The following is a 14,311-nucleotide window of genomic DNA, read 5'->3' on the forward strand; positions in this document are numbered from 1 at the left end:
GATTTTATTTATTCCTGAGAAAAATTACTTTTCTGGAACAGAAAGTCCATAAAAGAACATCGTAACGATATCTTGTATATGTTTTTCGCGATTTCCTTCAAGAAGTTGTGCTCCGAAATCATCACCTAACTTAGTGAACATTTGAATGTACAGTAACATCATTTCTTTAGTAAGGTGAGGGTTAATTTCATTTTTTTTCTGTGCTTGTTCTAATATTTCTATATACCAAGGCAAGATTTGTTCGTTTTGATAATTATAAATAAATTCTCTGAGTTCTTCGTCTCTTTGCATCATTTGTAGTAACATATCAGGCTGAAATAACCCGCCAGTATTCATTTTTCTTACAATCATTTTTTGCATCATATCATGAAAAGGTAAGTTTTCTTCTGCAAGATCTTTATAATATTGAAATTCAGATATTATAAATTCTTGTATCAGCTCTCTAAATAACGCATCTTTACTTCCAAAATGATTATAAATTGTAACTTGAGAAACGTTTGCTTTTTTTGCAATATGTTCTATTTTCACTTCATTAAATCCACGTTCTGAAAATAATTTAAAGGCCGCATCTTTAATGGCACGTTTTTTCTTTTCTTTCACTTTTTCAAAGCCGTTCAAAGTAATCACCTCATTTAAAATATACAAGAAAAAATAATTGAAAACAATATTTTTGAAATATGGACATATAAATATTTCAAAAAGTTGTTGCGAATATGAAAGGTGAGGAGTACAATGATTTTGAAATATCATACATTAAATATTTCAAAAAATGAGGTGGACTTATGATTTCAGTTCAAAATGTCACAAAACAGTTTTCAAATGGGAAAGGCTTGTTTGATATTACATTTGAAGTGAAAGAAGGAGAAGTGTTTGGCTATTTAGGACCAAATGGAGCTGGAAAATCAACAACGATTCGTAATTTAATGGGATTTATAAAACCGACGGCTGGTAAAACGACAATTTTCGGGTTAGATTGTTGGGAAGATGCTGCGAAAATTCAAAGAGAAGTTGGCTATTTGCCAGGAGAAATTTCTTTTATTGAAGGAATGAATGGATTAGATTTTTTAAATTTGATGCAAGGAATGCGTGGGTTAAAGGAAACGAAGAGACGTGATGACTTGATAGAGCGTCTGCAATTCGATGTGAAAACACCAATTCGAAAAATGTCTAAAGGAATGAAACAAAAAGTAGGGATTGTTGCTGCATTTATGCATGATCCAGAAGTACTAATTTTAGATGAACCAACATCAGGACTCGATCCACTTATGCAACAAGTGTTTATAGATTTAATATTAGAGGAAAAGCAAAGAGGGAAAACGATTCTTATGTCGTCGCATATTTTCACTGAAATTGAGAGAACTTGTGACAGAGTAGCTATTATTAAAGATGGACGTTTAGTAACGGTAGAAGATATTCATGATTTACAAGGAATGCGAAGACAAGTAATAGATGTAACGGTATCATCTCAAGAAGAAATTGAGTCTCTTAGACAATGTGATTTGCAATTTGAAAGAGTGAAAGGTAGAGAGGCGTCAATTATTGTGCAAGGAAATTATCAAACTGTTTTACAAATACTTTCAAACTATAATGTAACTGCACTACAAACGAGAGCGACGGATTTAGAACATTTATTTATGCATTATTACGATAAGAAAGAAGGGGTAAAGCATGAATAAGCAACTATTTTTAGCTAGTTTGAAAGAAACGCAAAAAAGTATTTTGAGTTATGCTACTGGTGCAGCTCTTTATTTATGGTTATTAATTTGGATATTCCCATCGATGGTTTCAGCGAAAGGGTTAAATGAATTAATAAGCGCTATGCCTGATAGTGTAAAAAAAATTGTTGGAATGGAGAGTCCAATTCAAAATGTAATGGATTTTTTAGCTGGTGAATATTATAGCCTATTGTTTATTATCATTTTAACAATTTTTTGCGTCACGGTTGCAACGCATTTAATTGCTCGTCATGTAGATAAAGGAGCGATGGCATATTTATTAGCAACACCTGTATCCAGGGTGAAAATTGCAATTACGCAAGCTACCGTTCTCATATTGGGACTATTAATTATTGTAATTGTTACTTATGTAGCTGGTATATTGGGTGCAGAATGGTTTCTACAAGATAATAACTTAAATAAAGAATTATTCCTGAAGATAAATGTAGTCGGAGGACTAATATTTTTAGTAGTTAGTGCTTATTCATTTTTCTTTTCTTGTATATGTAATGACGAAAGAAAGGCACTAAGTTATTCAGCAAGTTTAACTATCTTATTTTTCGTATTGGATATGGTAGGTAAATTAAGTGATAAGTTAGAATGGATGAGAAATATATCCTTGTTTACATTGTTTCGTCCGAAAGAAATTGCTGAAGGAACATATAGTATATGGCCGGTAAGTGTAGGCTTAACTGTTGGGGCACTATGCATTTTTATATTAGCAATTGTAGTGTTTAGGAAGAGAGATTTGCCGTTGTAAAGTAGAAAGTCCACTTAATTAGTGGGCTTTTTTCGTTTGTAAATTCGAAGGGATATCTTTTAGAGAAACATTTAAGTGGATAGTCAAAATGGAATGTTTATATTTTTTCTTGTAGAAATATTCAAAAAGAATTGAACCTTTTTCTAGGATACTCCGTCTAATATGTGTAAAGTTTAATTAATAGAGAGGCTGAAACAGGAGGACCAATTGTGAAAGTAATTCCTTTATATAAGATGATTGTAAAAGAAGAAACAGATGTTTCTTTAGCAAAAAAGGGTAATCATGAGGCTTTTATGACACTTATACATACAGAAAAAGTAAAAATGTATCGCATTGCGAAGGCGATGTTACGTGATGAGACGAATATAGAGGATGCAATGCAGGCAACAATTTTAAAAGCTTATGAAAATATAAAAAAACTGAAAAAGGAAGAGTTTTTTCAAACTTGGCTCATTAGAATTTTAATAAATGAGTGTAACAATATAATTCGCTCTTATAAAAAAGTAATTGTAATTGAGGATCATGATAGTAATATGGTGGCGTTTGATCGATATGAAGATATTGATCTTTGTAATGCTATTCAGTCCTTAACGGAAGAACTAAGAGCTGTAACTGTACTTTATTATTATGAAGATATGAATCAAGAAAGTATTGCAACGCTTTTAGAAATTCCAAAAGGCACGGTTAAATCAAGATTGTCACGTGCAAGGGAACAATTAGAAGAGCGATTAAAGATGGAGTAGGAGGTGGTTAAAATGGATAAAGAAAAATCATTTGATGAAAAATTAAAAAAGAGAATAGAAAAGGATAATACCGTCTTGCCACAGGCACTAAACGAAAAAATTAATGATACACTTCATAATCTTCCTGTAAAAAGAAAGAGTTATAGAGTACATATGATGTTTATTAGTGCCGCTGTTCTAACGCTATCAATTGTATCTATGTCTGAGTTTTCTATACAGAGCTTTGCACAAAATGGAGGGATGTTTAATTACGTAAAGAAGAATGCGTTTTCTGATTATGAGAATGAAGAAGAAATAAAGTCGAACGTCAATTATCCAGATAAGGAAAAGATTCATCAAAAGATGTTTGATTCAATTGATCACTTCCAAAATGTTTCAGGGCAATTCGAAGAATATTCTAGCTCTACAAGAATTGCTACAACATATAAATATGCGATTGATACGGAGAAACAAAGTGGTATTTCATCTAAAGAAGACAAGCTATCGAAAAAAAGTACGATGATTTATAGCGAGGAAGGAAAAAAAGAGTTTAATGATAAGAATAATACGTATAAAGAGACGAGATGGAGTCCAAAAGAAAGAAATAATGGAATAGTAAAATTAAGCCCTACGGAAAGGTTATTGAGAAAATCAGGTGAGAAGAAAAGGTATGATGACGAATATGTGGGATTCGCTAAGTACAGTATTCAATCAGAATTTGCTGATCTATTAATTCGATATAAAGATTGGAGTTATAAAGAAACGAAGTATCTTGGACTTGATTGCTACAAAATAGAAGGGGTAATAAACATAGAAATGCCTGTAAGTACATCTGAAGATTTAAGAGGGAAATTTGAAATGGTTGTAGAGAAAAATACGGGGATTATGTTGAAGTTCCTTAGTTTCGATGAAGGTATGATTCAATATTCGATTACGACTGAATGGATACAAATAAACAAAGGATTGAAAGAGAATGTATTTCAAAAGGATAGCACTAATTATGAAAAATTAAAAAACTTATTAGATGAATAGAAAACGGAGGGAACTATATGGAGAATACCTCTCCTTCAAGAGAAAAGAAAAATAAACGAAAATATAAAAAGACAACGATAATAAGTGTATTGTTAGGAGTATTACTATTTGGCGGAGTTGGGTATGGTGCCTATGTATATATGAAAACTTCTAATCTCGTACAAAAATCTAATTTGAACTTATCGCGTGGTGAAAAATCAAATTTACGTGAGAAAGCTGTAAAGCCAATTACACACAACGTTTCAATGTTAATTATGGGAATTGATGAAAATCAAGAACGGCAAAAGGGCTATAATGGTGCATTTCATACGGATGCATTATTGTTAGCTACGTTTAATAAAGAAGATAAGACAGTGAAATTAACCAGTATACCAAGAGATACTTATACATATGTTCCAATCGAAAAGAAAAAAGATAAAATAACACACGCATATGGAAGTGGTTTCGTTAAAAACGGAAAGGATGGAGGGCCACAAGCTTCTGTTGAGGCAGTAGAAAAGTTACTGCAAGTACCGGTAGATTATTTTGTGAAATTTAATTTTGGGTCATTTATTAAAATTGTCGATGGGCTCGATGGTGTTGAGGTAGATGTCCCGGTTGAATTTACTGAACAAAATAGTAAAGATGAACCTGATACGATTCACTTGAAAAAAGGGATTCAAAAATTAACGGGAGAAGAAGCACTTGCTTTGGCGAGAACTCGTCATATTGATAGTGATGCAATGAGGGGACAGCGCCAACAAATTGTTATTGAGGCGATTTTAAGTAAATTAAAAAATGTAGGGTCTATTACAAAAGTTGAGAAAATGGTTGAGGCCGTCGATGGTGATTTTAAAACAAATTTAGCACTGGATGATATTTTATCTTTTTATAAATATGGTTTAGATTGCTCAGTTGAGAAGATGCAGCTAAATGGTGATGATTTATATTTACCAAATGGCCCAAATGGGCAACGGGTATATTATTATAATCCTAATAAAAAAGACTTACAAAATTTGAGTAATACACTTAGAACACATCTTGGATTAAGTGAGAAACAAATTGAGGAAAATTAAAGCGGATATTATATCTGCTTTTTTTGTTTAATAGTATATCTTTTACGTTGAAATGTTATATACTATTTAAAAATTTCACATAATAGTGTAACCTAATAACAGGGGTTAAAGTTAAACAACAAGGGGGCTATCACATAAAATAAATGATTGTCATCGATAGAAATAGTATGGGAGAAATGAAAGAAAACAGGGGAGTATTGAAAATGAAAATTGTAAAGAATTTAACATTCCAAGTTATTGTGGTATTGCAGTAGGAGCGATTTGGCCTAGTGTTGGACAACAAATGAAGCCAATTGGTGAGATGTTCATTAATATGATAAAAATGGTCATTGCACCAATTATCTTTTTAACAATTGTGCTTGGTATTGCAAGTATGGGAAGTATGAAAAAGATAGGCCGCGTTGGTGGGAAAGCGCTATTATATTTTGAGGTTGTTACAACTTTTGCTCTTGTCATTGGTATTATCATAGCGAATGTCGTACGTCCTGGAGATGGATTAGATCCTTCCAAGTTAAAGGGCGGAGATGTTTCACAATATGTACAAAGCGGACAGGAAATGCAATGGAGGGACTTCTTTTTACATATCGTACCTTCTAATATGTTTGAGGCATTTGCAAAAGGTGATATATTACAAGTATTATTCTTCTTCATTTTATTTGGCGCAGGTTTAACGATGCTTGGGAAAAATGGACAACCTCTTATAGACTTTTTTGATAGGTTGTCGAAAGTGTTCTTTAACATATTATCAATTGTTATGAAATTGGCACCAATTGGGGCGTTTGGTGGAATGGCGTTTACAATTGGAAAATATGGTTTAAGTACATTAATACCGCTTGGTAAATTAATGATTTGCGTATATGCGACAATGGCATTATTTGTTTTTATCGTTTTAAATTTTATTTGTAAACTGTATCAATTTAGTTTGTGGAAATATTTAGTACATATTAAAGAGGAATTACTCATTGTTTTAGGGACATCATCATCGGAATCTGTACTACCACGAATGATGACAAAGATGGAAGAATTCGGATGTTCAAAGCCAGTAGTAGGCTTAGTTATTCCGACGGGCTACTCTTTTAATTTAGATGGAACAACAATATATTTATCAATGGCAACTATATTTTTAGCGCAAGTTTTTCACATTGATCTTTCACTAGGTCAACAATTAACTATAATAGCTATTTTATTAGTTACATCGAAAGGAGCAGCAGCAGTAACAGGTGGAGGATTTATCGTATTAGCATCTACTTTATCTGCACTGAATGTTATCCTGTTAGAAGGGTTAGCACTTTTACTGGGTGTTGATCGTTTCATGTCAGAAGCAAGAGCGATTGTAAATTTAATTGGTAACGGTGTAGCGACTGTAGTTGTTGCAAAAAGCGAAAATGAATTCAATAATGAGAAGTATACGAGAGTATTAGATGAAATGAAAAAAGAGAAAATGGCCGGATAAAAAAGTCAGCTTTGCTGACTTTTTTATTTTTGTAGGAAAGGAGTTTCTAAAAATATACATTATTTATTAACAATAATTCACAGGGATTTAATGTGTAAACATAATAAAGACTATTAAAATGGTACATTTATATGGATGAGAAATAGAATTTGAACATTATATGGAATTTTTATGAATATTACTGTAAGAAAATAATTTTTTAAAAATTTTTAATAATAATACTTTACAAATTTTAAAAAATTAGTAGAATAAGAAGTAGTAAGAATCGTCTGATAAATATATAGAGAGAAACAGAATTATCAGAAAATTCTTGATTAGATATCGTTTAGAATTAGGGAGGGTACAAAAATGAAAAAGAAAAAAATGAAAAAACTAACAGCAGTTGTAGTACCGGTTTTAGCAATGAGCATGGCACTAACAGCATGTTCTACATCAGGCGGAGATAAAAAGACAAGCACAAACTCAAGTGGAGATAGCAAGTCAGGGGAAAAATTAGCAGCAAAACAAGTTTTAAATCGAACAGTAACACAAGAGATTCCAACGATGGATTCTTCAAAATCAACTGATACAGTATCTTCACAAATGCTAGGGAATACGATGGAAGGATTATATCGTCTTGATAAAGATAATAAGCCTATTCCAGCTGCGGCAGAATCTAGTACGAAAAGTGAAGATGGTAAAAAATATACATTTAAATTACGTAAAGATGCAAAATGGTCAAATGGTGATCCAGTAACGGCGAAAGATTTCGTATATGCTTGGCAACGTTTATTAGATCCAAAAACAGCTGCTGAGTATGCATTTATCGCTTTCCCAATAAAAAATGCAGAAGTAGTTAATAAAGGAGAAAAACCTGTAGCTGAACTAGGAGTGAAGGCGATAGATGACCTTACACTTGAAGTTGAGTTAGAGCAAGCAGTACCGTACTTCTTAAACTTAGTAGCATTCCCATCGTACTACCCATTAAATGAAAAATACGTAAAAGAAAAAGGGGAGAAGTTCGGTTTAGAGTCTGATACAACAGTTTATAATGGACCGTTCGTTCTTAAAGATTGGAAGCATGAACAAGGATGGCAATTAAAGAAAAATGATCAATATTGGGATAAAAAGACTGTAAAACTTGAAGAAGTTAACTTCAGTGTTGTTAAAGAGCCAGCAACTCTTATCAATTTATATGATAGCGGACAAGTTGATTTCGCTTTATTAAACGGAGAGTTCGTTGACAAATATAGAAGTAAGAAAGATGAATTTGGCACATATTCACAAGTAAGTACGTACTTCATTCGTATGAACCAAAAACGTGCTGGACAAGACACGCCATTAAAGAGCAAAAAATTGCGTGAAGCAATTGCACTATCAATTGATAAAAAGAATTTAGCAAACGTAATTTTAAATGATGGATCAAAAGAAGCTGACTTCTTAGTACCAAAAGGATTAGCAACTGGACCAGACGGTAAAGACTTCCAAGAAACATTTAAAAACGGTTTGAAACCAGATGCTAAAAAAGCTGCAGCAGCTTGGGAAGAAGCGAAAAAAGAGCTTGGCAAAGATCAAGTTACAATTGAATTCTTAAACTATGATACTGGTAATGCGAAAAAAGTTGGAGAATATGTAAAAGATCAAATCGAGAAAAACTTAAAAGGTGTAACAGTTAACATTAAACTTCAACCATTTAAGCAAAAACTAAAATTAGAATCTGAGCAACAATATGATATTTCATACGGTGGTTGGAATCCGGATTATGCAGATCCAATGACATTCTTAGATATGTTTGAGACTGGACATTCTCATAACCAAATGAGCTTCTCTGACCCTAAATATGACGGCATGGTGAAAAAAGCCGGTACTGAATTAATGGGTGATGCGAAAAAACGTTGGGAAGAGTTAGGAAAAGCTGAAAAAACATTACTTGAAGAAGATGTAGCGATTGTACCTTTATATCAACGTGGAGATTCTTATGTTTTACAACCAAATGTAAAAGGTGTAGTAAAACATAATATCAGCCCAGAATTTAGCTTTAAGTGGGCATACGTGACTGAAAAATAATAGAGTTAAAAAAGCATTTCAAAGTAGCTTAGCTACTTTGAAATGCTTTTTTTAATTCAGTTAAATAGAGAAGAATAAGGCGTATAGTACGTACATATAGTAGATGGGGGATAAATCATACTAATTTATGAAGATTAAAATCAGAATATTTAAAATAAAACTATTTACAAATACGAAAAAAAGAGTAGAATAACATTAGTTGTAATTTTCTGAAAAGTAAATCATTAACAAGGGGTCTCTCAAGGGTTGGTAATGTACATATAATTAGGGAGGGTATAAAAATGAAGAGAAAAAAGATGAAAAAGTTAACAGCGGTTGTAGTACCAGTTTTAGCAATGAGCGTTGCATTGACAGCATGCTCTGGGTCAGGTGGGGAAAAGAAAACGACTACTACATCTAATAGTGGGGAAGAAAAAAAATCTGATATTAAATATGCAGCGAAGCAAGTATTAAATCGTACGGAAAACCAAGAGATTCCGACGATGGACACTTCTAAATCTACTGATACATTAGGGGCACAAATTTTAGGGAACACGATGGAAGGGTTATACCGTCTTGATAAAAATAATAAGCCTATTCCGGCTGCTGCGGAATCTAGTACGAAAAGCGAAGATGGCAAAAAATATACGTTTAAACTGCGTAAAGATGCGAAATGGTCAAATGGAGATCCTGTAACAGCAAAAGATTTCGTGTTTGGATGGCAGCGCTTACTTGATAAAAACACAGCTGCAGAATATGCATTTATTGCTTACTATATTAAAAATGCAGAAGCGATTAATAAAGGAGAAAAACCTGGAACTGAATTAGGAGCGAAGGCGGTAGATGATTATACACTAGAAGTAGAATTAGAAAAACCGGTACCGTACTTCTTAAATCTATTAGCATTCCCGTCATATTATCCTTTAAATGAAAAGTTCGTAAAAGAAAAAGGAGAGAAGTTTGGTTTAGAAGCAGATACAACATTGTATAACGGGCCATTTGTAATGGCATCGTGGAAACATGAACAAGGTTGGCAGCTGAAGAAAAATGATAAATATTGGGATAATAAGACTGTGAAATTAGAAGAAATTAATTACAGCGTTGTAAAAGAAGTGGCTACAAAAGTAAATTTATATGATACAGGATCGATTGACTTTACATTATTATCAGGAGAATTTGTAGATAAATATAAATCGAACAAAGATGAATATGGTGAGTATTCAGAAGCAAGTACGTACTTCTTACGTTTAAATCAAAAGCGTAACGGACAAGATACACCGTTAAAGAGCAAAAAACTTCGTGAAGCAATCGCATTATCAATTGATAAAAAAGGTTTAGCAAACGTTATATTAAATAATGGATCAAAAGCAACGGATCAATTGGTTCCAAAAGGGCTTGCGACAGGGCCGGATGGTAAAGATTATCAAGATACATTTAAAAATGGTCTAAAATATGATACGAAAAAAGGCGCAGCAGCTTGGGAAGAAGCGAAAAAAGAACTTGGAAAAGATCAAGTTACAATTGAATTACTAAGCTATGATGATGGAACTGCGAAAAAGATTGCTGATTACTTTAAAGATCAAATTGAGAAAAATTTAAAAGGTGTAACAGTTACCACGAAAATTCAGCCATTCAAACAAAAATTAAAATTAGAGTCAGCGCAAGATTATGAAGTTTCGTTTGCAGGTTGGAGCCCAGATTATTCGGATCCAATGACATTTATTGATATGTTTGAATCGAAGAGCCCATATAACCAAATGAGTTATTCAAATCCGAAATATGATGAAATGGTACAAAAAGCAGGTAATGAATTATTGTCTGATCCGAAGAAACGTTGGGAAACGTTAGGAAAAGCAGAAAAATTATTCCTTGAAGAAGATGCAGGATTAGTTCCTTTATATCAAACAGGAAGAGCATATGTAATGAAACCGAATGTCAAAGGAATTGTGAAACACAACATTAGTCCAGAATATAGCTTTAAGTGGGCGTATGTAACTGAGGATGGCGGCAAGAAATAATATGAAAGCATTTCAAAAGTGGCTAATATGCTTTTGAAATGCTTTTTTTATGAATAGGAGAATAAGCACATGGGAATTTTGAGGCCACTTTTAAAGTTTGACTGTAGGAATAGTAGAAGGGATTCAATAAGACAGCTAGTGATATCATTTTTATAAGAAAAATATAGAACTTAGCGATAGAGAAGAATAAGAGGAGGTATGTTTACATATAGTAGATGGGGGATAATTCATATAGTAGTAATAGTAAAATAACAAGTTACTATCATAAAAAAATAAATATTTAGAAAATTTACAAAACTACTTTACAAAACTCAAAAAAATAGTAGAATATTAATTAATAAGAATTTTCTGATAACGAAAGTTAATAGAGAATCTCTAAATGTTAATATCGTACATATAATTGGGGAGGGTACAAAAAAATGAAGAGAAAAAAGATGACAAAATTAACAGCGGTTGTAGCACCAGTTCTAGTAATGAGTATGGCATTAACAGCTTGCTCGGGATCAGGGGATAAAGATAAGGCAAGCACAACGCCGAAAAGTGGCGAAAAAGAAGGCGGAAAATTAGCTGCAAAGCAAGTACTTAATTTAACGGAGAGCCAAGAGATTCCATCTATGGATTCTTCAAAAGCAACAGACCAAGTATCGTTTCTTGCTTTAAACAACGTAATGGAAGGTTTATATCGACTTGATAAAGATAATAAAGCAGCACCAGGGGTTGCTGAATCATATAAAAAGAGTGATGATGGTAAAAAATATACATTCACATTAAATAAAAATGCGAAATGGTCAAATGGAGACCCTGTAACAGCGAAAGATTTCGTGTTTGCTTGGAAACGTGCGGTAGATAAAAATACAGCAGCTGAATATGCATACATTATGTTTGATTTAAAGAACGCAAAAGCAATTAATGATGGAAAAGCACCACTTGATACGTTAGGTGTAAAAGCTGTAGATGACTACACGTTAGAAGTAGAATTAGAAAATCCAGTTCCTTACTTTGTAGAATTAACTTCATTCGGAACATTCTATCCGTTAAATGAAAAATTCGTAAAAGAAAAAGGAGAAAAATACGGTTTAGAATCAGATACAACGTTATACAACGGACCATTTACATTAACAGACTGGAAACATGAAGAAGGTTGGAAGTTAAAGAAAAATGCACAATACTGGGATAATAAAACAGTTAAGTTAGAAGAAATCAACTTTAACGTAGTAAAAGATAGCGGTACACGTGTAAACTTATATGAAAGTGGACAAATCGATCGTGCAGCACTTGCATCTGAAATGGTTGATAAATATAAATCAAATCCAGATTTCTTTACACAAAAAACACCGTCAACGTTCTTCTTACGATTAAACCAAAAACGTGTTAATCAAGATACAGTGTTAAAGAGTAAAGATTTACGTCTAGCGATTGCAATGGCATATGATAAAAAAGGCTTAACGAATGTAATTTTAAATGACGGATCTACACCTGCAGATTACTTAGTACCAAAAGAATTTGCGAAGAGTCCAGATGGAAAAGACTTCCGTAAAGATAACGGAGATATTTTAAAAACAGATGTGAAAAAAGCAAAAGAGCATTGGGAAAAAGCGAAAAAAGAACTTGGAAAAGAGCAAGTAACTGTAGAGCTATTAAACTACGATAGCGATAATGCGAAAAAAGTAGGTGAGTTCTTAAAAGGAGAGCTTGAGAAGAACTTACCGGGCTTAACAGTGAATTTGAAAAACCAACCGTTTAAACAAAAATTAAAATTAGAATCAGATCTAGATTATGATTTATCTTACGCTGGTTGGGGACCTGATTACTTAGATCCAATGACATTCATTGATATGTTCGTTACAAATGGACCTCATAACCAAACTGGATATTCAAATCCGAAATATGATGAAATTGTAGAAAAAGGTAAAGGCGAGCTATTAACGAAAACGAAAGAGCGTTGGGATAGCTTACTGAAAGCTGAGAAAATGTTACTTGATGATGCTGTAATTGCACCATTATATCAACGTGGCGATGCTCTTGTTCAAAGAGCGAAAGTAAAAGGTATTATTCACCATCCAGTTGGTGGAGATTACAGCTACAAATGGGCATATATTTCTGAAGATAAGTAAGAGAGAGGGCGCGAGCGATGCGCCCTTTTTTTATGCACTTTTCTTCCTTCCTGGAATATATAAAATAAAAAAGGGAGAATCCCATGAAAAGAAACTCGTACATTGATTTTTTAGCTTATTACGGAATAGGGAGTGCTCATCCAGGTGGTTTTACGTTAACAAAACAATTATTAGCTCAATTGCCACTTAGACATGGAGCAAATGTTCTTGAGATAGGTTGTGGCACGGGGAAAACAGCGGCGTATATGACAAAAGAATTGGGTTATAAAGTGACCGCAGTTGAAAAGAATGAAATTATGATTCAAAAAGCGAAAGATAGATGGTTGTTTGATGGTTTAAATATACAATTGATTCAAGGCGATGTAGAAGGATTACCGTGTTTAAATGATTCATTTGAACTAGTACTTGGAGAATCTATACTCGCGTTTACAAATAAAGAAAAGGTTATTTCGGAATGTTATCGTGTATTACAGAAGGATGGAAAGCTTGTTGTCATTGAAATGATTACCGAAAAACATATTGAGAAGAAAGAGGAAGAAAAGATTGGACAGTTATATGGTATGAAAGAATTATTAACTGAGAATGAGTGGATTCATTTATTTAAAGCAGCAAATTTTAAAAGAATTACAATTGCAGGTGGCGGAACTATTGCAGAAACAGTTGCAGGACATATGGAAGAGCCAGAGTGGAATGTATCACCGTTTATTCCAGAAGAATTGTATGAGGCGTGGGTGCAACACGAACAAGTATTGCTTATGTATCAACATATTTTAGGACATCGGATTTTTATATGTGAAAAATAGAGAAAAAGAGTTGGCTAAAGATAGTCAACTCTTTACTATGTTAGATGAAAAATAATGCAGCCAAAGTAATTCCAAAAATAAAGCCAAATCCGAGTTCAACGCCCCAGCCACAACCGCCGCCACCCCAGCCACAACTATCGCAACCACGACCGCCGCATCCACAGCCACTAAATCCACCACTGAATCCACCACCGCATCCAAATCCACAGTTATCACATCTGCTAATACCACCGCAAATATCACATCCACCGTTTGAATATGCGTTATAATATCCGAATCCTGTATCAAAAGATGAGCGCTGTTGCATTGGTTCAATCCAAACAGAATCGTTTGTTACATCGATTATTTTGCCTAAGTGAATACGGCCATCACGATCTTCAATTCGAACCACTTTACCAAAATAACGTTGGCATGTATCATAACATCTTTTTCTATGCATGTTCTTTCCTCCTTCCGCATTACCGTAATACGATATGTAAGCAGGACAAGTGCGGCTTGTACGAATGACCTATCTATCATAATTGTTATACGAAAGGGGAAATATGGACAGACAATAGGAAGGGTGATAGTTCTTATGAAAAGGGTAGTGACACTTAAAAAACTATTGGTGTTAA

The 14,311-nt window shown here is 33.4% G+C and carries 11 protein-coding genes and 1 pseudogene; 10 read left to right on the top strand and 2 right to left on the bottom strand.

The annotated features are described in order from the left end of the window. Positions 1–24 precede the first annotated feature (24 nt). Entirely contained in the window at positions 25–618 is a 594-nt protein-coding gene (locus Q3V31_RS09435) for a TetR/AcrR family transcriptional regulator (protein ID WP_090813925.1), read from the bottom strand. Between the two features lie 164 nt (positions 619–782). Here Q3V31_RS09435 and Q3V31_RS09440 point away from each other — a divergent pair, with 164 nt between their 5' ends. The 10 genes and pseudogenes from Q3V31_RS09440 (at position 783) to Q3V31_RS09485 (ending at position 13,697) form a co-directional block, all read left to right on the top strand. After that, positions 783–1,676, top strand: coding sequence for an ABC transporter ATP-binding protein (locus tag Q3V31_RS09440; RefSeq protein ID WP_090813926.1), 894 nt, complete (start codon positions 783–785; stop codon positions 1,674–1,676). Further along, on the top strand, positions 1,669–2,475 hold the full coding sequence (locus Q3V31_RS09445) for an ABC transporter permease subunit (RefSeq protein WP_090813927.1): 807 nt from the start codon (positions 1,669–1,671) through the stop codon (positions 2,473–2,475). The genes Q3V31_RS09440 and Q3V31_RS09445 overlap by 8 nt, the downstream gene beginning before the upstream one ends. A gap of 209 nt (positions 2,476–2,684) precedes the next feature. Further along, on the top strand, positions 2,685–3,218 hold the full coding sequence (locus Q3V31_RS09450) for an RNA polymerase sigma factor (protein ID WP_000864747.1): 534 nt from the start codon (positions 2,685–2,687) through the stop codon (positions 3,216–3,218). Between the two features lie 12 nt (positions 3,219–3,230). Next, a complete protein-coding gene (locus Q3V31_RS09455; protein WP_329764887.1) occupies positions 3,231–4,229 on the top strand; it encodes an anti-sigma factor in 999 nt (332 codons plus the stop codon). 17 nt (positions 4,230–4,246) lie between these two features. After that, positions 4,247–5,284, top strand: a complete 1,038-nt coding sequence (locus Q3V31_RS09460) for an LCP family protein (RefSeq protein ID WP_090813929.1) — start codon at positions 4,247–4,249, stop codon at positions 5,282–5,284. Between the two features lie 203 nt (positions 5,285–5,487). After that, positions 5,488–6,737: pseudogene (locus Q3V31_RS09465) on the top strand (dicarboxylate/amino acid:cation symporter). A 348-nt stretch (positions 6,738–7,085) separates the two neighbouring features. After that, complete coding sequence (locus tag Q3V31_RS09470; protein WP_016130067.1) at positions 7,086–8,783, top strand: peptide ABC transporter substrate-binding protein; 1,698 nt, start codon at positions 7,086–7,088, stop codon at positions 8,781–8,783. Between the two features lie 281 nt (positions 8,784–9,064). Then, positions 9,065–10,780, top strand: coding sequence for a peptide ABC transporter substrate-binding protein (locus Q3V31_RS09475; protein ID WP_139265971.1), 1,716 nt, complete (start codon positions 9,065–9,067; stop codon positions 10,778–10,780). A gap of 419 nt (positions 10,781–11,199) precedes the next feature. Beyond that, complete coding sequence (locus tag Q3V31_RS09480; RefSeq protein WP_016130065.1) at positions 11,200–12,894, top strand: peptide ABC transporter substrate-binding protein; 1,695 nt, start codon at positions 11,200–11,202, stop codon at positions 12,892–12,894. Between the two features lie 83 nt (positions 12,895–12,977). Continuing rightward, the gene (locus Q3V31_RS09485; protein WP_016130064.1) at positions 12,978–13,697 is read left to right on the top strand and encodes a class I SAM-dependent methyltransferase; all 720 of its coding nucleotides are present in this window, start codon (positions 12,978–12,980) and stop codon (positions 13,695–13,697) included. A gap of 40 nt (positions 13,698–13,737) precedes the next feature. Here Q3V31_RS09485 and Q3V31_RS09490 read toward each other — a convergent pair whose 3' ends face one another. After that, positions 13,738–14,136: a hypothetical protein gene (locus tag Q3V31_RS09490; RefSeq protein WP_000554826.1), complete on the bottom strand. Its 399-nt coding sequence runs from the start codon at positions 14,134–14,136 to the stop codon at positions 13,738–13,740. Between the last annotated feature and the right edge of the window lie 175 nt (positions 14,137–14,311).

Origin of the sequence: Bacillus nitratireducens (assembly GCF_036320425.1) — a bacterium.
Taxonomy (GTDB): Bacteria; Bacillota; Bacilli; order Bacillales; family Bacillaceae_G; genus Bacillus_A; species Bacillus_A nitratireducens.